Annotated in this window: 21 protein-coding genes; 18 read left to right on the top strand and 3 right to left on the bottom strand. The window is 33.3% G+C overall.

Features of this window, described 5'->3' with window-relative positions; translation table 11 throughout:
• Positions 1-12: 12 nt before the first annotated feature.
• From ACODH8_RS06680 to pepT, 9 genes are all read left to right on the top strand, one after another.
• Entirely contained in the window at positions 13-1,551 is a 1,539-nt protein-coding gene (locus ACODH8_RS06680; RefSeq protein ID WP_332465310.1) for an ABC transporter permease, read from the top strand.
• 12 nt (positions 1,552-1,563) lie between these two features.
• Positions 1,564-2,238 carry an ABC transporter ATP-binding protein gene (locus tag ACODH8_RS06675; protein ID WP_332465311.1) on the top strand — a complete coding sequence of 225 codons (675 nt, stop codon included), beginning with the start codon at positions 1,564-1,566 and terminating at the stop codon, positions 2,236-2,238.
• Positions 2,231-3,790 (top strand): PASTA domain-containing protein, encoded by a 1,560-nt coding sequence (locus ACODH8_RS06670; RefSeq protein WP_332465312.1) that lies wholly within the window; start codon positions 2,231-2,233, stop codon positions 3,788-3,790. The genes ACODH8_RS06675 and ACODH8_RS06670 overlap by 8 nt, the downstream gene beginning before the upstream one ends.
• A gap of 149 nt (positions 3,791-3,939) precedes the next feature.
• Positions 3,940-6,243 (top strand): cation-translocating P-type ATPase, encoded by a 2,304-nt coding sequence (locus ACODH8_RS06665; RefSeq protein WP_420517648.1) that lies wholly within the window; start codon positions 3,940-3,942, stop codon positions 6,241-6,243.
• Positions 6,244-6,375: 132 nt separating this feature from the next.
• The gene (gene dnaG, locus ACODH8_RS06660; protein ID WP_332465314.1) at positions 6,376-8,217 is read left to right on the top strand and encodes a DNA primase; all 1,842 of its coding nucleotides are present in this window, start codon (positions 6,376-6,378) and stop codon (positions 8,215-8,217) included.
• Between the two features lie 20 nt (positions 8,218-8,237).
• The gene (gene rpoD, locus ACODH8_RS06655) at positions 8,238-9,350 is read left to right on the top strand and encodes an RNA polymerase sigma factor RpoD (protein ID WP_332465315.1); all 1,113 of its coding nucleotides are present in this window, start codon (positions 8,238-8,240) and stop codon (positions 9,348-9,350) included.
• A gap of 113 nt (positions 9,351-9,463) precedes the next feature.
• The gene (locus ACODH8_RS06650; protein WP_332465316.1) at positions 9,464-10,165 is read left to right on the top strand and encodes a tRNA (adenine(22)-N(1))-methyltransferase TrmK; all 702 of its coding nucleotides are present in this window, start codon (positions 9,464-9,466) and stop codon (positions 10,163-10,165) included.
• Entirely contained in the window at positions 10,162-11,283 is a 1,122-nt protein-coding gene (locus ACODH8_RS06645; RefSeq protein ID WP_332465317.1) for a Nif3-like dinuclear metal center hexameric protein, read from the top strand. Before ACODH8_RS06650 ends, ACODH8_RS06645 begins: the two co-directional genes overlap by 4 nt.
• A 16-nt stretch (positions 11,284-11,299) precedes the next feature.
• On the top strand, positions 11,300-12,532 hold the full coding sequence (pepT, locus tag ACODH8_RS06640) for a peptidase T (protein WP_332465318.1): 1,233 nt from the start codon (positions 11,300-11,302) through the stop codon (positions 12,530-12,532).
• Positions 12,533-12,584: 52 nt separating this feature from the next.
• Here pepT and ACODH8_RS06635 read toward each other — a convergent pair whose 3' ends face one another.
• On the bottom strand, positions 12,585-12,785 hold the full coding sequence (locus tag ACODH8_RS06635; RefSeq protein ID WP_332465319.1) for a YwbE family protein: 201 nt from the start codon (positions 12,783-12,785) through the stop codon (positions 12,585-12,587).
• Positions 12,786-12,950: 165 nt separating this feature from the next.
• Here ACODH8_RS06635 and ACODH8_RS06630 point away from each other — a divergent pair, with 165 nt between their 5' ends.
• From ACODH8_RS06630 to clpB, 5 genes are all read left to right on the top strand, one after another.
• On the top strand, positions 12,951-13,370 hold the full coding sequence (locus ACODH8_RS06630) for a hypothetical protein (protein ID WP_332465320.1): 420 nt from the start codon (positions 12,951-12,953) through the stop codon (positions 13,368-13,370).
• 244 nt (positions 13,371-13,614) lie between these two features.
• Positions 13,615-13,905 (top strand): hypothetical protein, encoded by a 291-nt coding sequence (locus tag ACODH8_RS06625; RefSeq protein WP_332465321.1) that lies wholly within the window; start codon positions 13,615-13,617, stop codon positions 13,903-13,905.
• A gap of 84 nt (positions 13,906-13,989) precedes the next feature.
• Positions 13,990-14,943: a glycosyltransferase family 2 protein gene (locus ACODH8_RS06620; RefSeq protein ID WP_332465322.1), complete on the top strand. Its 954-nt coding sequence runs from the start codon at positions 13,990-13,992 to the stop codon at positions 14,941-14,943.
• Between the two features lie 11 nt (positions 14,944-14,954).
• Complete coding sequence (locus ACODH8_RS06615; protein ID WP_332465323.1) at positions 14,955-15,428, top strand: GNAT family N-acetyltransferase; 474 nt, start codon at positions 14,955-14,957, stop codon at positions 15,426-15,428.
• 106 nt (positions 15,429-15,534) lie between these two features.
• A complete protein-coding gene (gene clpB, locus ACODH8_RS06610) occupies positions 15,535-18,132 on the top strand; it encodes an ATP-dependent chaperone ClpB (RefSeq protein WP_332465324.1) in 2,598 nt (865 codons plus the stop codon).
• Between the two features lie 50 nt (positions 18,133-18,182).
• Here clpB and ACODH8_RS06605 read toward each other — a convergent pair whose 3' ends face one another.
• Positions 18,183-19,406 carry a GNAT family N-acetyltransferase gene (locus ACODH8_RS06605; protein WP_332465325.1) on the bottom strand — a complete coding sequence of 408 codons (1,224 nt, stop codon included), beginning with the start codon at positions 19,404-19,406 and terminating at the stop codon, positions 18,183-18,185.
• A gap of 125 nt (positions 19,407-19,531) precedes the next feature.
• Here ACODH8_RS06605 and lepA point away from each other — a divergent pair, with 125 nt between their 5' ends.
• Complete coding sequence (gene lepA / locus ACODH8_RS06600; protein ID WP_332465326.1) at positions 19,532-21,367, top strand: translation elongation factor 4; 1,836 nt, start codon at positions 19,532-19,534, stop codon at positions 21,365-21,367.
• Positions 21,368-21,754: 387 nt separating this feature from the next.
• Here the strand turns inward: lepA and ACODH8_RS06595 are convergent, their stop codons facing one another.
• Positions 21,755-22,210 carry a hypothetical protein gene (locus tag ACODH8_RS06595; protein WP_332465327.1) on the bottom strand — a complete coding sequence of 152 codons (456 nt, stop codon included), beginning with the start codon at positions 22,208-22,210 and terminating at the stop codon, positions 21,755-21,757.
• Between the two features lie 207 nt (positions 22,211-22,417).
• On the opposite strand from ACODH8_RS06595, the gene ACODH8_RS06590 reads away from it, so the two are divergent.
• The 3 genes from ACODH8_RS06590 to ACODH8_RS06580 all read left to right on the top strand — a co-directional run bounded on the left by ACODH8_RS06590 (position 22,418) and on the right by ACODH8_RS06580 (position 25,980).
• A complete protein-coding gene (locus tag ACODH8_RS06590) occupies positions 22,418-24,115 on the top strand; it encodes a sensor histidine kinase (RefSeq protein ID WP_332465328.1) in 1,698 nt (565 codons plus the stop codon).
• A complete protein-coding gene (locus ACODH8_RS06585; protein ID WP_332465329.1) occupies positions 24,090-24,851 on the top strand; it encodes a response regulator transcription factor in 762 nt (253 codons plus the stop codon). Before ACODH8_RS06590 ends, ACODH8_RS06585 begins: the two co-directional genes overlap by 26 nt.
• A gap of 94 nt (positions 24,852-24,945) precedes the next feature.
• Positions 24,946-25,980 (top strand): extracellular solute-binding protein, encoded by a 1,035-nt coding sequence (locus ACODH8_RS06580; protein ID WP_332465330.1) that lies wholly within the window; start codon positions 24,946-24,948, stop codon positions 25,978-25,980.
• Positions 25,981-25,989: the final 9 nt, after the last annotated feature.

The raw sequence follows: 25,989 nt of genomic DNA, 5'->3' as shown, positions 1-25,989 counted from the left end.
GAGTGGTGAAAAGTGAATTTTATTAAACGTGGGTTGGCAAGTATCACTAGACGAAAGGGCAAATCATTAATTTTATTTGCTGTTATTTTAATACTTGGAAACGTAATGGCTGGTGCGATTGCCATTGACCAAGGAACAAAAAGTGTAGAAAGTACTATTAAGAATAAGTTAGGTGCTGTAGCAACGATAACTGAGGACTTCGATAAAATTGAAAAAGATGCTAAGGATGATCCGAATGTATATGAAAAATTACAACGTCCTGGTGTTAAAACTATTAACGAAATCGGTGAGCTGAGCGAAGTTAACTATTTCGATTATTCAGTAAATGGGTACTTAAGCACAGAAAAATTTAAAGCAGCTCAACCAAAAGAGATGGAATCTATGGGAGGGGATGGGGAGTCTCATTTCTTTACCTTTAAAGGAATTAATTTTAACGAAGTGTTAGATATTAAAAATAAAATTATTCAATTAAAAGATGGGCGAGTGTTTGAAAAATCTGAAGTTGAAAAAGGCAATAATGTTGTGCTAATTTCTGAAGAAGTCGCTAAAGCAAACGATGTTCGTGTTGGAGATAAAGTAACTCTAGATTATACAAGTTCAATGGGTGTCATGATAGCAGACGATGGTGCTGAAACGAAAGTTGACCCTGTGAAAAAGGATTATCAAGTTGAAGTGATTGGTATTTTCAGTGTTCTTCAAAGTGAAAAAAAAGCGAAGAAAAATGAAGACAATGGCATGATGAGTGGTGAGAACAACTATATCGAGCGTTCAAATACGATTTATGCTCCTAACGAATTTGTAACAAAAGTTATGAAAGAAACAACTATGCTTGAATTTGAAAAACAACCTGACATGTTTGGTGATATGTCTAAAGAAGACTTTGAAAAAATGATGGAGGAAAATAATACGGGTACAGCCACATATACCTTAAAAAATCCAGAAGCATCAGAAGACTTTAGAATTAAATCTGAGAAAATTTTAGAAAATAACAAACATAAATACAGTAAAGTATTAATCAGTTCTGATCAATACGAGCAAGTTGCAGGTCCGGTTAAAGGAATGTCTAAAATATCTAAATTAGTGTTAATCATTTCAGTGTTAGCCTCTATTTTAATTATTACTTTAGTAACGATTTTATTCTTAAGAGACCGTAAGCACGAATTAGGTATTTATCTGTCATTAGGTGAAAAACGTTCTAAAGTTATTGGGCAAATCGTCTTTGAAGTAGTAGTTGTGGCTTTTATCGCGATTACGATTTCAGTCTTTACTGGTAACATGTTAGCTAAAGGATTCTCTAATTCTCTTATCCAAACGCAAAAAACAGAGCAAGTTGATAATGGCTATGGCAACTTTAACATGGACGATTGGACATTCTCACAATTAACAAATAACAATGTATCAGAAGAAGATGTTATTGAAGCATATAATATTTCTTTAAATCCAACTTATATTCTTCTCTTTTATGTAGTTGGGATTGGTGTAGTGTTAGTATCAACTGTTGCACCACTCATTTATATTATGCGACTAAATCCGAAGAAGATAATGATGTAGGGAGGAATAGAAATGGCAATTTTAAAAGCACGAAAATTAGATTATTTTTATCAAGATGGGGATAAATTAAGATATATTTTAAAAGATACTAATGTTGATTTTGAACAAGGTACTTTTTATACCATTTTGGGGCAATCAGGTTCTGGAAAAACAACTTTACTTTCTTTACTTGCAGGTCTAGATTCTCCTAAAAAAGGAACTGTTTATTATAAAAATAAAAATATTAAGCAAATTGGTTTTGAAAACTACCGCCGAAATGAAATCAGTATCATCTTCCAACATTATAATTTGATTCCTTATTTAACAGGAGTTGAGAACGTGTTAGTTCCGATGGCGATTACTGAAAATGAATTGCCAAAAGACCATACCCAAGTGGCTTATAATCTGTTAGACTATATTGGTATTGGTAAGGATAAAGCAAGTCGTATTGTCAATAGACTTTCTGGTGGAGAACAACAACGTGTTGCGATTGCAAGAGCTTTAGCAACTAACGTTGATATTATTTTAGCCGATGAGCCTACAGGTAATTTAGATGAAGAAATGGAACAAGAAATTGTAGAAATTTTTAAATTACTTGCTCATGAACATAATAAATGTGTCATTGTTGTTACTCACTCTCAGGAAATTGCGTTACAATCTGATAAAGCCTTTGTTCTTAAAAAAGGAGTTTTGAAGGACTATGAGTGATTTTTTATCTAATTTTTCTGGAGATGACTACAAAGGCAAAATGCCTAAAAAGAAACAAGAGAAGTCAAAAGAGAAACCACAATTAGAAAATGAAAAAAAAGAAGCAGTAGCTGTTCCTGAGATACCAGAAAATTTAGTATCTGAAGAACCAAAAAGAAGAAGAAAAAAACGTCGTACGACACCATCCACTGCTTCAGCTCCTAGAGAGTTATTTGATAACCCTCAATTATTAGATGAAGCTGATGAGATTGTAGAAGAAAGACCTCAAAAAGCGTTAGATATTGTAGCTACAGATGACAATTACGAGTCAGATGACTTACATGAGGTTGAAATTGATCCTAGTTACCAAAAAAAGCAACGAAATAAAAAAATTGCTATTGTTGGTGGTGTTGTTTTAACCATTGTTATTGGGTATGTTGCCTATTATCAAATGACACGTGTTAAGATGCCTAACTTCGTTGATAAATCAGTAACGGATGTTAGGAAATGGGCTTCTGAAAACAGAATGGAACTTGATTTAAAGCAAGCTTATTCTCTGAAAAATGAGAGTAGTGACGTGATGAAACAAGAAATTCCTGCTGGTAAAAAAGTAAAAAAAGGTGAGACACTAACCTTCACAATTAGTGAAGGTGCTGATCCAGAAGAAAAAATTGATTTACCTGATTTTAAAACCATGTCAGAATCTGCTGTGAATGAATTTATCGAAAAAAATAAAGCTGAAAACATTAGTGTGATTGGTGAATACAGTGATAAAATTGAAAAAGGTCAATTCTCACGAGTTGAATTTAGCAATAAAGAAGTCACTGCTGATAACTATCGTCGTCGTGACAGCTTGAATGTTTATTTCTCCAAAGGAAAAGAAGTATTTGAAAAAAATATAGCAGTTCCTGATTTTACTGGGAAAATGAAAAATGAAGTTGAAGAATGGGCACAAAAAAATGGTGTCGCTATGACTTATGAAGAAGTCGATTCCGATAAAGTTGAAGAAGGAAAAGTTATTAGCCAAAGTATTGAGAAAAATAAAAAAGTAGCTAAAAAAGATAAAATGACGGTAAATATTTCGTTAGGCAAAGCCGTTATAGTTCCTAATTATGCTTACTATTCTGCTGAAACAAGTCAAACAGCGGTTGAAGGAATGGATCTTTCAGTGCAACAACTCTTTTCTGATGTTGTTCCTTATGGCCAATTAATTAGTCAATCAGTGGAAGCTGGGACTAAACTAACAGCTAAAGACAGTAAATCCGTAAAAGTTGTTTATTCTTATGGTCAACCTTATATTAAATCTTATTTTGGCCAACTTGAAGGAGATATACCTAAACTTCTTTATGATGATTTTAATTCAAAAGGAGCTAATATTACTTACGGTACTTATTATGTAGATTCTGAATCTGAAAAAGGGCAAATCGTGAAGATGAGTGTCTATAATCAATACATTGCTTCAGATTCATATATTACTTTCGGTATTAGTAATGGTCGCTTCGCAGATTTACCTGGAAAAATACCAGATAAAGGTCCTGACAAAGGACCAGATGTAGAAGAAATGAAAGAATAATCAACTAAGAACAACTCAATAAAAATGAGTTGTTCTTTTTTAATCTTTCTTAAGAAAGACTGTATTTCAATTAAGTATTAGAAAAGGTATACTAGTAGGGATAGTTTTAACATATGAAAAGGAATGATTGATTTTTTATGAAGAATGAAATGCATGGCTTAACTTCACTTGAAGTGAAAGAACGTATAGCAAATAATCAACAAAATAATTACGAAGAAGATGTATCAAAATCAACGAAAGATATTATTAAAGATAATACATTTACTTTGTTTAACTTTTTAAATTTAATGATAGGGATTTGCTTAGCATTAGTAGGCGCATTTAGTAACCTATTTTTTATGGTTATTATTTTAATGAATGTGACGATTGGGATCATTCAAGAAGTCAGAGCTAAGAATTTAATTGCCAAACTATCTCTTATTAATGAAGATAAAGTCATCGTTATTCGAGATAATCAGGAAATGGAAATCAGTTCAACAGCAATTGTTTTAGATGACATTGTTAAATTGTCTGCTGGGGACCAAGTGCCTTCTGATATGGTGTTAGTAACAGGTCAGGTAGAAGCCAACGAAGCTTTGTTAACTGGAGAATCTGATTTAATTAAAAAAACTCAAGATAGTGAGTTGTTATCTGGAAGTTTCATTTCTAGTGGTCAGTGTTTAGCACGCGTTATCCATGTTGGAAAAGATAACTATGCAACAAAAATTGCTAATGAAGCAAAAGTACATAAACCATTTAATTCAGAGTTAGTTTCTTCAATCAGAAAAGTAGCTAAGTTTACGAGTTATGTCATTGTGCCGTTAGGTTTAATTTTGTTTGTAGAAGCTTTTTTCTTTAAAGGAAAAGGAATTGAATCTTCAGTTGTTGCGTCAGCTGCAGCCCTGTTAGGTATGTTACCAAAAGGAATGGTTTTACTAATCATGATAGCTTTAGCAACTGCTGTAGCGAAGCTGTCAAAAAAACAAGTATTAGTACAAGACATGTATTCAGTTGAAACTCTAGCTCATGTTGATATGATTTGTTTAGACAAAACAGGAACAATTACAGAAGGTAAAATGAAAGTTTTAGATGTAATCCTTTCAGGAGAGGCCTCTGAATCTGAATTTAATCGAATTATGAGCAGTTATATGTTTGCTTCTGACGATTCTAACATTACGATGCAAGCCATTAGAAACTATTTCAAAGAAGAAGAAGTCTACAAGGCTGATTCAATTGTGCCATTTTCTTCAGAACGTAAATGGGGAGCTATGGTATTAGAGGGTGTTGGAACAGTTGCTCTAGGAGCTCCTGAAAGATTATTTGATGAAAATTCTTTACCGCAGGAAATAGAAGAAGCTCAACGTGAAGGATACCGAGTGTTAATGGTAGGTATGTCTGTAAAAACGGACTTATCAGAAACAAGGTTACCTGACTTACAACCTTTAGCTATATTAAAAATTGATGACCCTATTAGAGAGAATGCCAACGAAACTTTAGCATACCTTAAAGAAGAAGGCGTTAATATCAAAGTTATCTCTGGAGACAATCCAATCACTGTTTCAAATGTTTCTAGAAGAGCTGGTCTTGAAGGGTATGAAAAATACATTGATTTATCGGAATTAACAACAGAAGATGAAGTAAGAGCTGTTGTTAAAGATTATCATGTCTTTGGTCGTGTCTCACCTCAGCAGAAGAAAACGCTGATTCAAGAGTTAAAAGCACAGGGACATGTGGTAGCAATGACAGGAGACGGTGTGAACGATGTATTAGCACTTAAAGAAGCTGACTGTAGTATTGCAATGGCTGAAGGAGACAATGCAACAAGACAAATAGCCAACCTTGTTTTACTTAATTCAGATTTCACGACATTACCCGATGTTTTATTTGAGGGACGCCGTGTTGTCAATAACGTGACTAAAGTAGCAAGTATCTTCTTTATTAAAACAATTTATTCATTAATTCTTTCTGTATTGTGTGCATTATCGGCGATTACATTCCCGTTTATTCCAATTCAGATTACTTTATTAGATTTAGCCATTGAAGGTTATCCTGCTTTCTTTATGCAGTTTGAAAATGACCGTAGAAAAATTACTTCGAAATTTTTACCAACAGCACTTAGAAGAGCCCTTCCAAACGCATTGTTAGTTGTATTAAATGTTGTGTTTATTCATTTTTATGGAAGTGTGCATAATTGGAACGGAACAGATACTGTTACTTTAATGTATTACATGCTAATTGCGATTAGCTCTATGGCTGTTATAAAAGCCTGTTTACCATTTAATCCATTAAGATTATTCCTAGCTGTTACAACAACGCTAGGGACTTATGTTGCAGCAATGTTATTCAAAGGATTACTTAAAATTTCAATGCTAAACGGTGAGACATTACCTATATTTATTATTCTGGTAGTTATCTCAATTATCGGTAAGATTGTATTAGACCATTTAATTGTAAAAGAAAAGCGATTTGCTTAAAAAACAAGGACTAAAAAGTAGCAATATTTTATAGATGTGGTATACTTTAAGTTGTAGATTTGTGTCAGATAGTCGCACTGAATGCCAGTGCGACTTTTGTTACTTAAAAAGATATGAGGGAGGTAAGTTCAAATGGCACAATTAATCCCTCAAGAGACCATTGAAATGGTTAGGCAACAAACAAATTTAGTTGATGTTGTTGGTCAGTATGTTCAGCTTAAAAAGTCTGGTAAAAATTATTTAGGTTTATGTCCATTTCATAATGAAAAATCACCCTCATTTTCAGTCGCAGAAGACAAGCAAATTTTCCATTGCTTTGGTTGTGGTAAGGGAGGCAATGTTTTTTCGTTTATCCAAGAAATAGAAGGCCTTAATTTCCCAGAATCCGTTGAAAAAGTAGCTGAATTAGCAGGACTTGATGTTCAACTAAATGTAAAAAGTGCTGAACAAAGTTCGTCACCAAGAGCCCATGAAGAAGCTCAGTTGATTCAAATTCATGAAAAGACAAGTGAGTTATACCACCATGTCCTTATGAACACTAAAGTAGGTGAAGTTGCTTTAGATTATTTGAAATCACGTGGATTGACAGAAGAAGTTATTAAGCAATTTAAAATTGGATTTGCCCCTCGAGATAGAGGTCTCTTGTTTAAAGTCTTAAAACAAGATAATTTTTCAGAAGATCTATTAAAGAAAACAGGTCTTTTGTTTCAACTGGAAAATGGTGATTGGTTAGACCGATTTTATCAAAGAATTATGTTTCCAATTACTAATTTTCAAGGAAAGGTAATTGGTTTTTCGGGGCGTCTTTTAGAAGAAGAAGGGTTTGATCATCATGATCAACCGAAATATTTAAATAGTCCTGAAACTGAATTATTTAATAAGAGATTTGTACTTTATAATTACCATCAAGCTCGAGCTGAGATTCGCAAAAAAAATGAAGTTATCCTTTTTGAAGGTTTCATGGATGTCATATCGGCTTGGATGTCTGGAGTCAAAAATGGCGTTGCCTCGATGGGAACCAGCTTAACAGTTGAACAAATAGCAGCATTAGAAAAAATAAGTGATGATGTTTTAATTGCTTATGATGGGGATAATGCTGGTATAGAAGCAACAAGTCGAGCGATTGACTTACTAAGTCACAAAAGCACTCTAACGATTCAAGTTATTAGCATTCCTGATAAAATGGATCCAGATGATTACCGAAAAAAATACGGGGAAGAAGCATTAGCTCTTCTTATGAAAAATAGTAGAGAGACTGTTTTTCAATTTAAAAAAGAGTATTTAAAACGGAATAAAAATTTAGAAATTGAAACTGACAAATTACTCTATATTGATGAGTTACTTAATGAATTAGTCAATGTGTCTTCAATCATTGAAGTTGATTTGGCCTTAACTCAATTAGCAGATGAATTTTTTGTTTCAAAAGAGTCGCTTCAAAATGAGTTGCGTCAAAAAAAACAGTCTTTTAAACAGCAAAGTATGAGTCATTATACAGAACCTGCTGCACCTGAAATTGTGATTCCAAAACATTTTGAAACAAAACGGGTGGATCAAGTAGAAAAAGCAGAAATGACGCTCATTTTTAGATTACTAAATGAACGTAGTGCTTATCAGTATCTAACATTAAAAGAGGAAATTAGTTTTCATCATGATGTCTATCAAGAATTGTATTTACATTTAACCAATTATATCGCTATCCATGGCGAGATAGAAGTTGCTGATTTTCTAGATTATTTAAAAGAAGAACCACTAAAAAGAGCACTGATTAATACAACCATGCAAAATTTTAGTGAAGAAAGTACCAAACAAGAATTAGAAGATTGCTTACTCGTTATAAAACGTGAAGGCATTAAAAAAGAAATAGAAGAGCTAGTTTTTAAGCAACGTGAAGCAAAAAGGATAGGAAATAGGGAAGTAGAAGCTGAGGCTGCAATGGCTATTATTATGCTTCAAAGACAGCTTAAAGCGATTTAATCTAAAGGGGGATTTCTTTTATGTCAAAAAATCAAGAATTATACAAAAAAGAAGTAGATAAGTTTATAAGAGAAAATAAGATGAAGGGTCAAGTTGTTTTCGATGAATTAACAGACAAACTTGCTTCACCATTTGAGTTAGACTCAGATGAAATGGATAATTTAATCCAAAAAGTTGAAGATGCAGGAATTAGTGTTGTTGATGAAAACGGTGAACCAAGTGAGCGTAGTTTAAAAGCTACTAACCGTAAAGCTAAAAAAGAAGAACCTGAAAAAGAAGAAGATTTAATTGCGCCAGCGGGTGTTAAAATTAATGACCCTGTTCGTATGTATTTAAAAGAAATTGGTCGTGTCTCTTTATTAACAGCTGATGAAGAAGTTGCTTTAGCTTTACGTATTAAAGAAGGGGACCCAGAAGCTAAACAAGAATTAGCAGAAGCCAACCTTAGATTAGTAGTAAGTATTGCTAAACGTTACGTAGGTCGTGGTATGCAGTTCCTTGATTTAATCCAAGAAGGTAACATGGGATTAATGAAAGCTGTAGAAAAATTTGACCATGAAAAAGGATTCAAATTCTCAACTTATGCAACATGGTGGATTCGTCAAGCAATCACTCGTGCCATCGCTGACCAAGCAAGAACAATTCGTATTCCAGTACATATGGTGGAAACGATTAACAAATTAATCCGTATCCAACGTCAATTACTCCAAGATTTAGGACGCGAACCGACACCAGAAGAAATTGGTGCTGAAATGGAATTACCAGCAGAAAAAGTTCGTGAAATCTTGAAAATTGCTCAGGAACCAGTTTCATTAGAAACACCAATTGGTGAAGAAGATGATTCACACTTAGGGGATTTCATTGAAGACCAAGAAGCAACAAGTCCAGCAGAACATGCTGCTTATGAATTACTTAAAGAACAATTAGAAAGTGTTTTAGATACATTAACAGACCGTGAGGAAAATGTATTACGTTTACGTTTTGGTCTTGATGATGGACGTACTAGAACGCTTGAAGAAGTTGGAAAAGTATTTGGCGTTACACGTGAGCGTATTCGTCAGATTGAAGCGAAAGCTTTAAGAAAATTAAGACATCCGTCTCGTTCTAAACAATTAAAAGACTTCTTAGAATAAAACAAATGAAAGAGTTATCGAAAGATAGCTCTTTTTTATTACCTTTAGTTATTTAAAAATGATTGATTAATGTTATAATCATTTTATGAGATTAAAATGAGGATGGTAGATACATGGATTATAAACACTTGTCAAAAAGATTACACAGAGCTGGGGAATTTGTCCCTGAAGGAAGTAAATTAGCTGATATTGGTAGTGACCACGCTTATTTGCCTGCCTACTTAGTGATGAACAAAAAAATTATTTCTGCCATCGCAGGAGAAGTTGTTGAAGGGCCTTACCAATCAGCCAAAAATTTGGTAGCCGAACTTAATTTATCATCAGTCATTGATGTAAGAAAAGGGGATGGCTTAGCTGTTGTTGACCCTAAAGATGACGTAACTGCTGTTTCCATTTGTGGAATGGGCGGAGCTCTTATACGTGATATTTTAGACCGTGGCGTTAAGGGAAATCACTTAACTGGTAAAGAAACCTTAATTTTACAACCGAATATTGGAGAACCAACCTTAAGAACATGGTTAGTTAATCATTCATACCACATAATACAAGAAGATATTATAAGAGAAAATGAAAAGACCTATGAAATCATCGTAGCAGAAAAAGTGTCAGAAAAAGTGGCTTTATCTGAGAAAGAATTACTCTTTGGTCCACTTCTATTAAAACAACAAGGTGATGTCTTTTTAGATAAGTGGCAACATGAGTTAAAACAATTTCATAACATTTTAACTCAACTTGAGAAATCTACTAAAGATGTTTCTGATAAAATAGCTGAAGTGGAACAAAAAATAGAATTTGTAAAAGAGGTGTTAGCGTGAGTATTAAGGGATATGAATTTATCCAAAGATTAGAAAGTTATTGTCCTTTGTATTTAGCTGAAAAAGGAGATCCAGTTGGACTTCATATTGGGACATTAAACAAACCAATTAATAAAGTCATGATGACTTTAGATGTTAGACCAGCTGTTGTTCAAGAAGCAATAGAAAAAAAAGTGGATTTAATTATTGCTAAACATCCACCTATTTTTAGACCTATCAAACGCTTAACAACAGATGATTTTCAGACTAAAATGTATGCTGATTTAATTAAGCATGATATAGCAGTTTACGCGGCTCATACTAATATGGATATCGTGTCACCAGGCTTAAATGACTGGTTTTTAGAAAAATTAGAGGTTGAATCAGATGATTTTGTGACAAAAACTCATTCATTTGATTATAAAAAGCTAGTTATCTTTACACCTAGAAGTCATTCTGGGTTGATTAGAGAAGCTTTAGCCAAAATCGGTGTCGGGCAAATTGGCCCTGATTACAGCGACTGCAGCTTCACTAGTACAGGCACAGGACGTTTCAAGCCAATCAATGAAGCGAAACCATTTATCGGCACTAAAAATGAGGTTGAGTCTGTTGAAGAAGATAGAATTGAATTTATCTTTTCATCTTTAATTGAATCAAGTGTTATTGAAACAATAAAAACGATTCACCCTTATGAAGAACCTGCTTTTGATATTTTTACAATTGATAACATGACAGACGACTATGGTTTGGGTCGAGTTGGTAACCTCAAAGAGCCAATGAGCTTAATGGATTTTACTCATAAAGTGAAGCAAATCTTTAATTTAGATGGTTTGAGACTTGTGACAGATACTAAAGATAAACAAGTTAGGCGAGTCGCTATTTGTGGTGGTAGTGGTGAGAAATTCTATAAAGACGCGCTTAAAAAGAAAGCAGATGTTTATATTACAGGTGACGTTTATTTCCATACGGCACATGATATGATTGAAGAAAAGCTGACAGTGATTGATCCAGGTCATTACATTGAAGAGCTTTGTAAGGTTAAATTTGTTGAATTATTCAATGAATGGAAAAAAGAGAATAATTGGGATGTTTCCTTTATTGTAAGTGAAACAAGTACAAACCCATTTGAATTTATTTAAAAGGAGAGAAATACCTATGTATAAAAATTTAGTCCCACGTTTTATTGATTACGTGAAAACAGAAACTCGCTCTGATGCGACAAGCACAACAACACCATCAACACACACTCAAGTTGAGTTTGCATTAACATTGAAAAAAGAGATTGAAGAAATTGGTCTTTCAGATGTTTTTTATAATGAAAAAAATGGTTTCTTAATTGGAACATTACCAAGTAACACAGATAAAGAAGTTAGAAGCATTGGTTTTATTGCTCATTTAGATACAGCTGACTTTAACGCAACAAATGTGAATCCTCAATTTGTTGAAAATTATGATGGCGAATCAGATATTAATCTAGATAAAGATGGTAAATTTAAATTAACAACAACTGATTTCCCTAACTTAACAAATTATAAAGGTCAAACTTTAATTACAACTGATGGATCAACTCTTTTAGGAGCAGACGACAAATCAGGAATTGCTGAAATTGTAACAGCAATGGAACACTTAGTAGCTCATCCAGAAATTAAACATGGTAAAATTATGGTTGCTTTTGGACCAGATGAAGAAATCGGTGTTGGAGCAGACAAATTTGATATTACTGATTTCCCAGTTGATTTTGCTTATACAATGGACGGTGGTCCAGTAGGTGAATTACAATTTGAAACATTTAACGCAGCTGGTGCGACGATTAAAATTGAAGGTAAAAACGTTCACCCAGGAACAGCTAAAAACACAATGATTAACGCTGTTCAAGTAGCTATTGATATCCAAAATGCTTTACCTCAAGATGAAGTACCTGAAAAAACTGATGGAACAGAAGGATTCTTCCACTTATTAGATATTCAAGGTGTGCCTGAAGAAGCAACGATGGCTTACATTATTCGTGACCACGATATGGATAAATTTAAAGCACGTAAAGCTTTATTAGAAGAAATTGTAGCGAAGAAAAATGCCGAATTTGGCCAAAATCGTGTAACACTAGACATGGAAGACTCATACTACAATATGGGTGAGATTATTCGTAAAGATATGAGTATTATTTCATTAGTTGAAGAAGCAATGAAAAATATTGATATTGAACCGGTTATCGAGCCAGTACGTGGAGGAACAGATGGTTCTAAAATCTCTTATTTAGGTATTCCTACACCTAACATCTTTGCAGGTGGAGAAAACATGCATGGTCGTTTTGAATTTGTTGCTGTTGAATCAATGGAAAAAGCAACATCATTAATTGTTGAAATTGCTCGTTTAAACGCAACTAAATAAATTTAAAGAGGCGAACTCAATGGTTCGCCTCTTTTTAGTGTGTTTCAACTGATTAATCAGTGACAATATGTTGGACACGGCCTACTTGATTATCTTCCTCAAGCATCACTTTAATTCCGTGTGGATGGGTCTGACTATTAGTTAATAATCGTTTCACATGGCCACGAGTTAAGTTTCCAGTACGTTGGTCTTTCTTCAAAACAATATCAACTAATTGTCCTATTTGGATATCTTTTCTGTTTTTTCCGTTCATGTTATCCCTCGTTTCACTTTCACAAGAATCATAGCATATTAGTTTATAAAAAACATAAAATAAGTTAATTTTCTCTTGAAATGATAGCTTATTTGGAGAGAAGCTTTATTTTTTTGTTATTAATTGCTATGATAGAGTATATCAGTTATAGAAAGGTTCAAAAGAATGATTAAAACATATGATTACCAAGAAGAAGTAAGCAACACTTATTTTAAAGCAACAGAGAAAGTTTCACTTTCTGATTTACAAGAAGGAGACTACATGTTAATTGAAACAAAAATAACAGGTAGCAAACAAGATGAAACATCAACACGATATGCTAAGTTTATGGGAAGTACAGAAAAATTCTTTTATCAAGTTGATTACTGTGATGGAAGTTTTGAAAATAATAAAAAAGAAGCTAGAGTTCTTTCTGAAATTGTTGCAGCTAAAGATGCTGCCTTTTCTAAAAGAAAAAGAACAGCTATTGACCGTGTTATTTCTGTAAAGAAAGTAAAAGCAGAAACTCGTCAAGATGTGATGACTTACCGAACATCTGACATGTACTTAGCTATTAAAAAACAAAAAGAATGGGATGCTAGATAGTCCTTTTAAAAGAGCCTTAATAGGCTCTTTTTTTATAGACATTTTAGTTACAACTAGTTATGATGATTTATATAACAAACGTTAAGGAATGAAAATGATGAAGTTAATAAAAAAGAAGATAAATATAGAATTTATGATCGTATTCTTGGTAATTTTATTTAGCGATGTCTTATTGAATTTTTTAATGGCTCCTTCAACCTTTTCCTCAGAAGTACTGATGATTAAAGCTCTAGGAGCCTTGGCTGTGGCTGCATTATTTCCGCAAATTAAACAGTTATTTTTAATGAAGATCGATCCTGAATACACGATTTTTGTGATTATGGGAACTGCTGTGGCTTCAGCTTTTGCAGGGAATTTTTTAACGGATAGTATTCGATTTCTACAAAATTATCCAAATATATTGTTAGTTGAGAAAAACGTTGTGATTAGTGAGTGTATTAAATATGGTCTTTTTTTAATTGGGCTTCTATTTCTACTAGTTAGATCTATCATTTTTTTAATTACGACTAAGAGACAAGCTAACACCAACGACTAGCTTGTCTTGTCTTTAGAATCTACCTTTATTTTCTTAAATGATTACGGTATGATGATTTAAGAAGATAAAAGAAGGGAAATCGTTATGACTCATTTATTATCAATTGTCGTACCTTGTTTTAATGAAGAAAAAAATATTACTCTTTTCTATAACGAAGTAATGACTATCAAAAAAGAATTAAATCCTATTAATATCGAGTTTCTCTTTATTAATGATGGCTCATCAGATAACACTCTATCTGTTATAAAAGATTTAGCAACTCAAGATCCTGAACAAGTTAAATACTTGTCATTTTCAAGAAATTTTGGAAAAGAAGCAGCACTTTATGCTGGTCTGAGTCATGCTAGCGGTGATTATGTTACTGTGATGGATGTTGATTTACAAGACCCACCAAGTTTATTGCCTGAAATGTATCAGCTTATTCAAAATGAAGCTTATGATTGCATTGGAACAAGACGAGTGACGAGAAAAGGAGAACCTAAAATTCGTTCTTTTTTTGCTAAAAAATTCTATCAAATTATTAATAAAATTTCGGATGTCAATATTGTTGATGGAGCAAGAGATTTCCGCTTAATGACTAGACAAATGGTCGATGCAATTTTAGAATTGAAAGAGTACAATCGTTTTTCTAAAGGGCTTTTCAGCTGGGTTGGCTTTGACACTTATTATTTAGAATATGAAAACATTGAACGACAAAAAGGTGAAACTTCTTGGTCGTTTTGGCAATTATTTGTTTATTCTTTAGATGGGATTGTTGCTTTTTCTGAGTTTCCTTTAGTAATTTCAGCTTTTGTAGGAATGGCTTCCTTTATTATTTCAATTATTGCTTTAATTTTCTTTTTCATAAGAGCTGCTATTTTTGGAGATCCAACAACAGGTTGGCCATCACTTGTATGTATTATTTTAGCCTTAGGTGGACTACAGTTATTTTGTTTAGGAATTGTCGGCCAATATTTAGGTAAAACATTTTTGGAAACTAAAAAAAGACCACTCTATATCTTGAAAGATAAAAGTGAGTCCTTAAAAACCAATGAGTAGGAGAGGGATCTATGAATCCATCAATAATAATTGAACAAGTTGCAGTAACAGATATAAGATTAATCAATCTTGTTGATGAGCTCAATACTTTTTTCATGGATGAGTGGGGAGAAGAGGTTAATGATTCCTATTCTAACCATCATCAACTAGATAGTATGAAAGAAGCTTATATTGCCTTATTAAATGAAATACCAATTGGATGTGCTTGTTGGAAAGAGCGTTCTGACGGTAAACCTGAAATTAAACGGATGTATGTAAAATCAGATTATCGTGGAACTAACACAGCAAAAGAGTTGTTAAAAACTGTAGAAAAATCAATTTTATCTCTAGGATTTAACTCTGTTGTGTTAGAGACTGGAAAAGACATGCTTCAAGCAATTCGTTTTTATGAAAAACAAGGTTATGAAGTTATCCCTAATTTTGGTGAATTTGTTGGTGATGATCTATGTATTTGTTTGGAAAAAAAGTTAATTAAGAATCACTAAATTAGTCATTTTTATGGCTAATTTTTTTTGACTTTTAATAGTTATTGTTTGACCTAATTTGACCAAAGGAGTAAAATATAAGATGTAAGTAAGAGGAGGAATGACAATGAACATTGAAAAAATGACAACAACTTTACAACAAGCAATCGCAGAAGCACAACAAATCGCTGTGACAAGACAGCAACAAGACATTGACATTGTCCATTTGTGGAAGATATTCTTACAACCAAACCACTTTGCAAGAAACTTTTACCAAGGATTAGGTGTGGATCCTAATACTTTTGAATATGAAATTGATAGAGAAATTGATAAATTACCTCAAATAAGTGGCAATGTACAATATGGACAAAATTTAAGTCAAAACTTATTTAACTTATTGCAAGAAGCAGATAAACTAAGAGCTGAATTTCAAGATGATTTTTTATCAACAGAGATTATCTTACTAGCGTTGATGAAGTTAAAGAATCACGCTTTAACTAAGTTCTTAAAAACTCAAGGTATTACTGAAAAACAAGTGAAAGAAAAGATTGAAAGCATGAGAGGGGGAGATCGCGTGACTTCTCAAAATCAAGAAGAACAATATGAAGCTTTAGAAAAATATGCTGTAAATATGATTGAAGCCGTAAAAAGTGGTAAACAAGATCCAATTATTGGTCGAGATGAAGAAATCCGTGATGTAGTCCGTATTCTCTCTCGTAAAACTAAAAACAACCCGGTTCTAATTGGTGAGCCTGGTGTTGGTAAAACCGCTATTATCGAAGGACTTGCTCAACGAATTGTCAAAAAAGATGTACCTGAAAACTTAAAAGGCAAAATTATCTTTTCTTTAGATATGGGAGCATTAATTGCGGGTGCTAAATTCCGTGGTGAGTTTGAAGAACGACTAAAAGCAGTTTTAAAAGAAGTGAAAAAAAGTGATGGTGACATCATTCTATTTATCGATGAGATTCATACAATCGTTGGTGCCGGTAAAACAGAAGGCAGTATGGACGCTGGTAACTTACTGAAACCCATGTTAGCTCGTGGTGAACTACATTGTATTGGTGCGACAACATTAGATGAGTACCGTGAAAATATGGAAAAAGACAAAGCTCTTGAAAGACGTTTCCAAAAAGTATTAGTGAAAGAACCGACTGTGGAAGACACTATTAGTATTCTAAGAGGACTTAAAGAACGTTTTGAAATCCATCACGGGGTTAAAATCTATGATAATGCTTTAGTTGCAGCAACCACACTTTCAAATCGCTATATCACTGACAGATTCTTACCTGATAAAGCGATTGATTTAGTCGATGAAGCTTGTGCTACTATTCGAGTGGAAATGAATTCAATGCCAACTGAATTAGACCAAGTAACAAGAAGATTAATGCAGTTAGAAATTGAAGAAGCAGCCCTTAAAAAAGAAGACGATGATGCAAGTAAAAAACGTCTGGCTATATTACAAGAAGAACTATCAGAACTTCGTGAAGAAACCAACTCATTAAAAATGCAGTGGGAAACTGAAAAAGAAGAAGTAGATAAAGTTAATAAAAAACGTGCTGAAATCGACGCAGCTAAAACACAACTTGAAAATGCTGAGAATAACTATGATTTAGAAGAAGCAGCTGTTTTAAGACATGGAACTATTCCAAAATTACAACAAGAGTTAGTAGAACTTGAAGCCAAAGAAAGTTCTGATGTAAAAATGGTTCAAGAAGTTGTAACAGAAAAAGAAATCGCCACTGTTGTGGGTCGTTTAACAGGTATTCCTGTTTCTAAATTAGAAGAAGGCGAACGAGAAAAAATATTACGCCTTAATGAAACACTTCATAAACGAGTGATTGGACAAGAAGAAGCTGTTAATGCTGTTTCAGATGCGGTCATTCGTTCAAGAGCAGGGTTACAAGATCCAAACCGTCCATTAGGTTCTTTCCTTTTCTTAGGACCAACAGGAGTCGGTAAAACAGAATTAGCCAAATCTTTAGCTGAGAATTTATTTGATTCAGAAGAGCATATGGTTAGAATTGATATGAGTGAGTACATGGAAAAACACAGTGTGTCACGACTTGTTGGAGCTCCTCCTGGATATGTTGGCTATGAAGAAGGTGGCCAATTAACAGAAGCTGTCAGAAGAAGTCCTTACACAATAGTCTTACTAGATGAAATTGAAAAAGCGCATCCTGATGTCTTTAATATCTTACTTCAAGTCTTAGACGATGGGCGTTTAACAGATTCTAAAGGACGCGTGGTTGACTTTAAGAATACTGTTTTAATTATGACAAGTAACATAGGCTCTCAATTACTTCTTGAAGGTGTATCAGAAGATGGTCACATCCTACCTGAAACTTCAGAAGCTGTTATGACGATGTTAAAAGCTCATTTCAAACCTGAATTTTTAAATCGTATTGATGATACTATATTATTTACACCACTTAGCTTAGACAACGTGAAATCAATCATTGTTAAAATGACTGAGCAATTAACAAAACGTTTAGAACATCAAGAAATTTACTTAGAAATTTCAGAAGAAGCTAAAGCGTGGATTGCAGAACAAGCTTATGATCCAATTTACGGCGCACGACCAATTAAACGTTTCTTAACAAGAGAAGTAGAAACACCTCTTGCTAAAGAAATAGTAGCTGGTAATGTTCCACCAAAAACAAAAGTGTTAATTCAATTAGTTGATGATGCCTTAACTTTTGAAAAAGAAACAATGGTAGAGTAATAGAAAAGAAGCTTACAAGTTTTTCTTGTAGGCTTCTTTTTATATTTATATCAGAAATAATCACTAAAGTAAGCTTCTTGATCAGGGATAATTCTTTCTAGTGTTCGTAGTGTTTCTTTATCTGTTTTAAGTCGCTCAATTCGGTACAAATACGAAGGTCGTTTATAGCTCATAAATAAGGCAGCCATTGTTTGCACATTAAGGTAAACAGGATTTCCGATAGGTTCATCCGTTATGGTTAAGTCGTCATTTTCATCCCAAATCAGACCAAAAATACGATTATTCCATTCAGCAATAGGATCTTCGACCACAAAGTGGAATGGTTTACCTGTTGTAATGAAAGGGTAGTCAGCAATGAATTTCTCTACATCAACGATGCGAGCCATAAAATAAGGCTCAATCGTTTCTTTGATTTCACTGTCCTCAAATAAAAAGGCAATTGGCTCACTATTAAAAGTTTCACCTTGAACTAAATCAACCATAGAAAAATGAGCAGAAACAAAATTCCATAATCCTTGACGGGCTTCTTGGTTCAAATAAAACATTTCTTTAATATGGAAGATTTCCTCAGCAATCCAGTAGAAACAAACACCTTGAGGTTCGCCTTCACGGTTGTAGTAAATGGCCGCTGTTCGCTCTTCTTCGTTTTCCCATCTCCAGTATTCTTCCCAGTTTAACTCTTGACGAATCATCGCACCGTGATTAACTAAGGCAAATTGGTCATACACTTTAAAGACATCCTCATGCTCTATATCTTCCCGGTTCACATAACCAGAAACATCAACTCGCTTAGGTAGTTGGGAATCTTTTAACTCAAATGAGATTTTGTCTGACATAATCTCCCAACCTTTAAAACGGTAGTAGGGAATGCTATATGGGTATAAATAAGAAATCCATTGCTCGTTTTCACGCATTTTTTCTAAACCTTGCTTAATCAACTCACTCATTAAGCCTAAATTAGTATATTCAGGATAGGTTCCGACACCCGTAACTCCAGCCATTTTATAAACTTTATCGTGAATATTTACTTCACAAGGATAAATAGCTAGCTGAGAAATTAGGCGGTCATCTTCAGTAAACCAGCCATAAACGTCAGCTTCTCGAAGAACAGGTCGTTTGGCACGAATAATTTCAGCTTCATCCTCATAACCACCTTCTTCAATGTCAGAATCAGTTACCTGAAACACATATCTCAATAATTCATTAAATTGTTTTAAATGTTTTAACTCCACTTTTTTCAAATGTAATGAGTTTTTTATCTGTTTAATATCCATTATCAAATCTCCTCGGAATATTTTCTATTCTAATTATAGCAAAGTCATAATGAAAATACTTTAAAAACAAGCTAAAGCTTGGTATAATTAAAAATGCTGATTGAATAGAAAGTAGGAGAGTTATTATGAATATAAATGAAATGAAAAAAAGGCAAGAATCGATTCGTAATTTCTCCATCATCGCACATATTGACCATGGTAAATCTACTTTGGCCGACCGTATTTTACAACAAACAGAAACAGTTTCTGATCGTGAAATGCAAGCTCAATTATTAGACTCTATGGATTTAGAAAGAGAACGAGGCATTACAATCAAATTGAATGCTGTCGAACTAACATATGACGCAAAAGATGGAAAAGAATACATTTTTCACCTAATTGATACACCAGGACACGTAGACTTCACTTATGAGGTATCACGAAGTCTTGCTGCTTGTGAAGGGGCCATTCTAGTAGTTGATGCCGCTCAAGGAATTGAAGCACAAACACTTGCTAACGTTTATTTAGCAGTTGACAATGAATTAGAAATTTTACCAGTTATTAATAAAATTGACTTACCCGCTGCCGATCCTGAGCGAGTTCGTGAAGAAATTGAAAATGTTATCGGTATTGATGCTAGCGAAGCAGTTTTAGCAAGTGCTAAAGCTGGAATTGGTATTGAAGATATTCTAGAACAAATCGTAGAATATGTACCAGCACCAACTGGAGATGTTGAAGCACCACTTAAAGCGTTGATATTTGACTCAGTTTATGACGCTTATCGTGGGGTTGTTTTAAACGTCCGTGTTATGGATGGTGTCGTTAGACCAGGTGACGTAATTCAGTTAATGCAAAATGGGAAAGAATACGAAGTAACAGAAGTGGGAATCTTCTCACCAAAAGCTGTGGCTCGTGACTTCTTAATGGTTGGAGATGTGGGTTACATTACTGCCAGTATTAAAAATATTGCGGATACACAAGTAGGGGATACTATTACATTAGCTAATAACCCAGCAAGTGAACCCTTAGAAGGTTACCGTAAGATGAATCCAATGGTTTATTGTGGTCTGTATCCAATAGACAATTCAAAATACAATGATTTACGTGAATCGTTAGAAAAATTACAATTAAACGACTCTGCTTTAGAATTTGAACCAGAGTCATCTCAAGCTTTAGGGTTTGGTTTCCGTTGTGGGTTCTTAGGACTTTTACACATGGACGTTATTCAAGAACGTTTAGAGCGTGAGTTTAACTTAGATTTAATTACAACAGCTCCATCTGTAATTTACCATGTAAATAAAACAGATGGCACTATGGTCGTTGTAGATAACCCTGCAGAATTCCCAGATCCAAGTACAATTGATTCTGTTGAAGAACCTTTTGTAAAAGCTCAAATCATGGTTCCAAATGAGTATGTTGGGGCTGTTATGGAGATTTCTCAACGTAAACGTGGAGAATTTGTCACAATGGATTACCTAGATGATTACCGCGTGAATGTAGTCTACAACATGCCTTTATCAGAAATCGTATTCGACTTCTTTGATAAATTAAAATCAGGAACAAAAGGTTACGCATCTCTTGATTATGATTTAATCGGATATCGACCAAGTAATTTAGTTAAGATGGATATCCTTCTTAACAGTGAAACAGTTGATGCGTTAAGTTTCATCGTTCATAAAGATTTCTCTTACGAGCGTGGTAAAGCTATCGTTGATAAATTGAGAAAACTAATTCCTAGACAACAGTTCGAAGTTCCTGTTCAAGCAGCAATTGGAACTAAAATTGTATCTCGTGCTGACATTAAAGCCCTACGTAAAAACGTACTTGCTAAATGTTACGGAGGAGATGTGTCTCGTAAACGTAAATTACTTGAAAAACAAAAAGATGGTAAAAAACGTATGAAACAAATCGGATCAGTAGAAGTACCTCAAGAAGCCTTCATGGCAGTTCTTAAGATGGACGAGGACGAACCTAAGAAGTAGTAAGGGTTTGTGAGATTTTAAAATAATTAAATATAAGATTTGCCCGCCTTTTGCCCACCATATAAAAATATGAGGGTTTTGGTGGGCAATTTTTATGCTTCTTGCGACATAATATTTTCGAATATGTTTGTTGTCAGATATTAATGGTACTTACTAAAGTGACTAAAAATGAATAAAACAAAAATCCACTAACTTTTTACAATTAGTGGATTAGCCTGCGATGAGGGATAGGTTTTCAACAGGACTCTTGCTTGCGCGCCAGAGAAATAAAGATTTCTCGATACATCCCCCATGGGTTAAATAATACATGAAAACTGAAATTAATCAAACAGTCCTTTTCAATTTTAAAAATATGTAAACTAAAAAAAGATAGCCAAAATTGGCTATCTAAAGTGGATTCCCAGTTGAATCAGTTAATGTTACAGCTCCTTGTGGTGTAACACGGTAAAAACCTACAGTACCTGATCCACCTTGTTTTTCAATACTTTTACTTTTTGCTTCAAATAGAAAATCATTATCAATCATCTCAAATAACATAAAACTTATATCGTCATTATTTACATCAGAATTGGTTTCCAAAATACGTTGCAATGCTTGTTCTTCAGATAATTCAGAAGAAGGGGAGTTACTTTGAGATACTTCATTTTGAGTACTTTGTTCTTCAATTACAACTGAACTAGAAGAACTAATAATTTCTGAAGTAGATGTCGAACTTGATTTTTCTGTTGAAGATGAGGTAGCTAGACTTGAGCTACTGTCTGAAACTGTTTCTTGCTTTTTTGAATTACAAGCAGTAAGAAATAGTGATGAAACTAATAAAAAAGTAAAAGCTATTTTTTTCATATTTAATCCTCCAAATATTTATTAATAACTTAATTCTATTGCTTTTAGCTAACTAAATTAAGATAATTAATATTCTACAAGACTAATCTTACGAGTTTGTCATTACAAATAAATTTTTTTAATAGCCACACATTTATTCCCCGTTTTTAAATTGATTTTCACAAACCAAGATAAATGTTATCTCAAAAGTTAAAAAGATGTGCTATTATGTGCAAGGAGATTCAAATTGGTTTTAATATAGCTAAAGGAGTTGGTTTGTTAGTGATTAGCTATAAAAAAGAATTGTATACAGACATAAGAAGTCATTTATCTCGTTTAGCCCTTTTTGTGTCACTTTTATTAGTCGTTGCGTTAGCGTCATTGTTTTTATTTATAGAAAAGTATCAAATATCAGCTGATACAGAAGTCATTACTACGTATTATCAGCAAATTGAAAAAAATGCATTTGGAGTCTTAAAGCAGTTAAATAAAAAAGTGATTCCTAATTATTTGGCTCAAAAGAGTAGTGAGAGACAATTATACGCAGAGTACTATGATGTATCAAAAGATTATTCTGCTTTTTCTGATTTATTGGTTTTAAATAATAAAGGGGATATTTCTTTTGTAACAGGGGATATTAAACGTCATTTGTCCCCAGCCTATTTATCAATGATGGTCGAGAGTAGTCAAACTAATGATTTTATGAAGATTCAACGAGGGTTATTAGGTAAAACATTTTTATTGTTTTTCTCAAAGATTCCTAAAACAGATGACTATAGTATTTTGGTTTTAAGCGATAATGTGTTTAATCTAGTCCCTCTTCAATATGGAACTCATTTTGCTATTACGGATAAATATGATAACGTTTTCGCTAAAAATTCTTCTAATTTTATTGAAGGTGATTTAGAAAAAATTAATAGGGATGTATTGTCTAAGCCTATTTTTTTAGAAAACAATCATCTCTATCTCAGCAAACAACAAGCTTTTTCAGATAAGATTATGATTTATACGAATTTAATGACTTTTCCGATTACTTCATTCTTTTGGTTTTGCTTATTTTTAATGTTGTTACTTTTATTTTTATTAACTCTTCAATCAGAAAAGCTAGCTCAGACAATTGCTAAAAAGAATAATAAACATATCAAAAAATTAGTCGGTGAGACCTCGTTAGTAACGGAAGGAAAACAATCTAAAATTGAAATCGAAACTAATGTTGAATTTCAGTTTTTAATTGATAGCATAAACGAGATGGTAGGCGAAAAAGAAAATTTACTCACCCAGCAGTTGTTTCTTGAACGACAGAATGCTTCCTTTGAAAAGAAAGTCTTGGAATCTCAATTTAATCCGCATTTTATTTATAACACTTTAGAGACTATTAGAGTTACTAGTCATTTCGATCCAGGTATTGCTGATAAATTAATACTTTCACTGAATAGGGTATTAAGATATTCCATTGATTACACAACAAAAGAAACAACTCTAGAAGATGATCTGAATATCATAAAAGATTTTCTTGAGGTTAATAATATTAGATTTGATAAATTTTCTTACATGATTGAAGTAGAAGATGATTTATTACAAACCGTTGTTCCGAAATTATTCTTACTACCAGTTGTTGAAAATGCCTTGAAGTATGGCATGGCTACTCGAACAGACTTAAAAATAATCATTAAATGTTATAAAGGAGAGAGTGGTCTTTACTTTGATATTATTGATAATGGACCAGGATTTGAACCTAGTCGAATCGAAGAAATTTATCATGCTTTTGATTCCTACTCACATCATGGGTTGATTAATAGTTATCGGCGCTTAAAAATGACCTATCCGTTTTCCGATTTAATTATCAAAAACCGAGAATCAGAAGGCGCAATCGTTCGATTTAATATTTGGGAGGAGACTAATGAAGATGAAGTTATTAATTGCTGAGGACGAACATTTAATAAGAAAGTGGTTATCCAATTCTTTGGATTTTCAAGAATTAAATATTAACCAGATTTATTTAGCAGAAGATGGGGAAGAAGCTTGTAAGATTATACAAATTTTTCAACCAGATATCGTGTTAACAGATATTAATATGCCAAAGATGGATGCTTTCGAACTTTTTGAAGCAACCAAATCTATTCCTTACCGAAAAATCATTTTATCTGGATATGATGAATTTATTAATGCTAAAAAGGCAATGCAATATGGTGTGATTGATTTTTTAGTGAAACCTATTGATTTGGTGGAATTAAGAAAATGTTTTGTCACTCTTTTATATGACATTCATAAAAAAGAAAATAAAACGGCTTCTTTAGAAAAACAGGAATTTGATATTTTAGGAGAGGTTCGTTATTCAAGAGATGTGGTTACAACACAAGTTTTAGAATGGATAAAAGAGCACTATGCTGAAAAATTTACGACGCAGGACTTAGCTACTGCTTTGAACTATAGCGAGAGTTATATCTATCAAAAAATTAAAAAACATTTGGAAATGTCTCTTAACGAATACCTTAACCGTTACCGAGTGAAGATGGCAACCAATCATCTTATCAAAGAACCAGATTTACGTCTTTATGAAGTGGCAAATTTAGTTGGGTTCAATGACCCAAAATACTTTAATCAAGTTTTCAAAAAATATATGGGAATAACCGTTACTCAGTTTAAGGAGAAAATGCTATAACTATAGTATTTTCTCCTTTTTATGTCGGTTTCTCCCTTTTGAAATCGTTTTATTCGCTATATAGTAAGCATATCAAGGAAATAGGAGGAGTCAAATGAAAAAGTTAGTTAAGTTAGGGTTAGCTTCATTAGTGTTAATGAGCTTAGTTGCATGTAGCAATAACAAAAAAGAGGGAAGCAAAGAGAAAGGAAAAGACAGTGATACGTTAGTTGTCTATTCACCTAACTCAGAAGGTTTAATAAACGCAACTATTCCAGCTTTTGAAGAAAAATACGGAGTCAAAGTTGAACTAATCCAAGCTGGAACTGGAGAGTTATTCAAAAAAATTGAAAGTGAGAAAGACGCTCCAGTAGCAGATGTAATTTTCGGTGGTTCTTATACTCTTTACGAACAAAATGGAGGTCTTTTCGAAGAATATGTTGCTTCAGAAAATGATCAAGTTATTGAGGAGTACCGAAACACAACAGGGTACTCAACACCTTATACATTAGATGGTAGTGTCTTAGTCGTTAATCCTGATTTAACAAAAGGAATGAAGATTGAAGGCTATCAAGATTTACTAAATGAAGAGTTAAAAGGGAAAATTTCAACAGCAGATCCAGCTAACTCATCAAGTGCTTTTTCTCAATTAACGAATATTTTAGCTGCTAATGGTAACTTTGATGATGCTTCTTGGAAGTATGTAAAAGAATTATTTACTTTAGTAGATGGAAAAATTAGTTCAAGTTCATCAAATGTTTATAAATCAGTAGCAGATGGTGAAATGGCTGTAGGTTTATCTTATGAAGATCCAACGGTGAAATTATTAAATGATGGTGCGAATGTTGAGATTGTTTATCCAAAAGAAGGAACTGTCTTTTTACCAGCAAGTTCTGCCATTGTAAAGGATGCTAAAAATATGGACAACGCTAAAAAATTCATGGACTTCATCATTTCAAAAGAAGTACAAGATACATTAGGAACGCAAACAACGAACAGACCTGTTAGAAAAGATGCTAAAACAAGTGATAACATGAAACCACTTGATGAAATCAATACAATTACTGAAGACTACAAATATGTGATTGAAAATAAAGAAGATATCGTTAATAAATACAGTGACATCTTTGTTGAAACACAATCTAAATAGGGAGTTATT

Source organism: Vagococcus fluvialis (assembly GCF_048815235.1).
In the GTDB taxonomy this organism is placed as follows: domain Bacteria; phylum Bacillota; class Bacilli; order Lactobacillales; family Vagococcaceae; genus Vagococcus.
Note: the sequence above shows the minus strand (reverse complement) of the source record. Positions and strands in the feature narration are given on the sequence as shown.

What these genes read in the sequence shown, in the direction of transcription:
- ACODH8_RS06675 (WP_332465311.1), top strand. Translation starts at nt 1,564, where the DNA reads ATGGCAATTTTAAAAGCACGAAAATTAGATTATTTTTATCAAGATGGG.
- ACODH8_RS06670 (WP_332465312.1), top strand. Translation starts at nt 2,231, where the DNA reads ATGAGTGATTTTTTATCTAATTTTTCTGGAGATGACTACAAAGGCAAA.
- ACODH8_RS06665 (WP_420517648.1), top strand. Translation starts at nt 3,940, where the DNA reads ATGCATGGCTTAACTTCACTTGAAGTGAAAGAACGTATAGCAAATAAT.
- dnaG (WP_332465314.1), top strand. Translation starts at nt 6,376, where the DNA reads ATGGCACAATTAATCCCTCAAGAGACCATTGAAATGGTTAGGCAACAA.
- rpoD (WP_332465315.1), top strand. Translation starts at nt 8,238, where the DNA reads ATGTCAAAAAATCAAGAATTATACAAAAAAGAAGTAGATAAGTTTATA.
- ACODH8_RS06650 (WP_332465316.1), top strand. Translation starts at nt 9,464, where the DNA reads ATGGATTATAAACACTTGTCAAAAAGATTACACAGAGCTGGGGAATTT.
- pepT (WP_332465318.1), top strand. Translation starts at nt 11,300, where the DNA reads ATGTATAAAAATTTAGTCCCACGTTTTATTGATTACGTGAAAACAGAA.
- ACODH8_RS06635 (WP_332465319.1), bottom strand. Translation starts at nt 12,785, where the DNA reads ATGAACGGAAAAAACAGAAAAGATATCCAAATAGGACAATTAGTTGAT.
- ACODH8_RS06630 (WP_332465320.1), top strand. Translation starts at nt 12,951, where the DNA reads ATGATTAAAACATATGATTACCAAGAAGAAGTAAGCAACACTTATTTT.
- ACODH8_RS06620 (WP_332465322.1), top strand. Translation starts at nt 13,990, where the DNA reads ATGACTCATTTATTATCAATTGTCGTACCTTGTTTTAATGAAGAAAAA.
- ACODH8_RS06615 (WP_332465323.1), top strand. Translation starts at nt 14,955, where the DNA reads ATGAATCCATCAATAATAATTGAACAAGTTGCAGTAACAGATATAAGA.
- clpB (WP_332465324.1), top strand. Translation starts at nt 15,535, where the DNA reads ATGAACATTGAAAAAATGACAACAACTTTACAACAAGCAATCGCAGAA.
- ACODH8_RS06605 (WP_332465325.1), bottom strand. Translation starts at nt 19,406, where the DNA reads ATGGATATTAAACAGATAAAAAACTCATTACATTTGAAAAAAGTGGAG.
- lepA (WP_332465326.1), top strand. Translation starts at nt 19,532, where the DNA reads ATGAATATAAATGAAATGAAAAAAAGGCAAGAATCGATTCGTAATTTC.
- ACODH8_RS06595 (WP_332465327.1), bottom strand. Translation starts at nt 22,210, where the DNA reads ATGAAAAAAATAGCTTTTACTTTTTTATTAGTTTCATCACTATTTCTT.
- ACODH8_RS06590 (WP_332465328.1), top strand. Translation starts at nt 22,418, where the DNA reads ATGTGCAAGGAGATTCAAATTGGTTTTAATATAGCTAAAGGAGTTGGT.
- ACODH8_RS06585 (WP_332465329.1), top strand. Translation starts at nt 24,090, where the DNA reads ATGAAGATGAAGTTATTAATTGCTGAGGACGAACATTTAATAAGAAAG.
- ACODH8_RS06580 (WP_332465330.1), top strand. Translation starts at nt 24,946, where the DNA reads ATGAAAAAGTTAGTTAAGTTAGGGTTAGCTTCATTAGTGTTAATGAGC.